The sequence below is a fragment of the Burkholderia sp. SIMBA_051 genome (assembly GCF_046534915.1).
In the GTDB taxonomy this organism is placed as follows: Bacteria; Pseudomonadota; Gammaproteobacteria; order Burkholderiales; family Burkholderiaceae; genus Burkholderia; species Burkholderia ambifaria.
The window spans coordinates 1-267 of the sequence record NZ_JAWRXS010000354.1; the positions used below are offsets into that span (position 1 = coordinate 1).

At 67.4% G+C, this 267-nt stretch carries 1 pseudogene; it reads right to left on the reverse strand.

Annotation, left to right across the window (positions count from 1 at the left end):
* Window positions 1-267: pseudogene (locus SB771_RS34835) on the reverse strand (fuconate dehydratase); the annotation flags it as partial.

Genomic DNA, 267 nt, shown 5'->3' on the forward strand with positions numbered 1-267 from the left:
CGTCGTAACCGAGCCAGCCCGCCGACGTGGTGTAAGCCGGATAGCCGTGCGCGAGCATCTGCGCTTCGCGCTCGCCCCTGGTGGCCGCATGGCGGCGCAGGATCGCCAGCGCTTCGTGCGGCGTGAGCGCGTCGGTCACATAGCGGAAATCGAGGCACCGCACCAGCGCCTCGGGGCTCATGTCCACCAGAAGCTTCCACACCGGTTTGCGTTCCGTTTTGGCCCACAAGTCCCATACGGCGTTCACGACCGCGGCGGTCGCGAGAT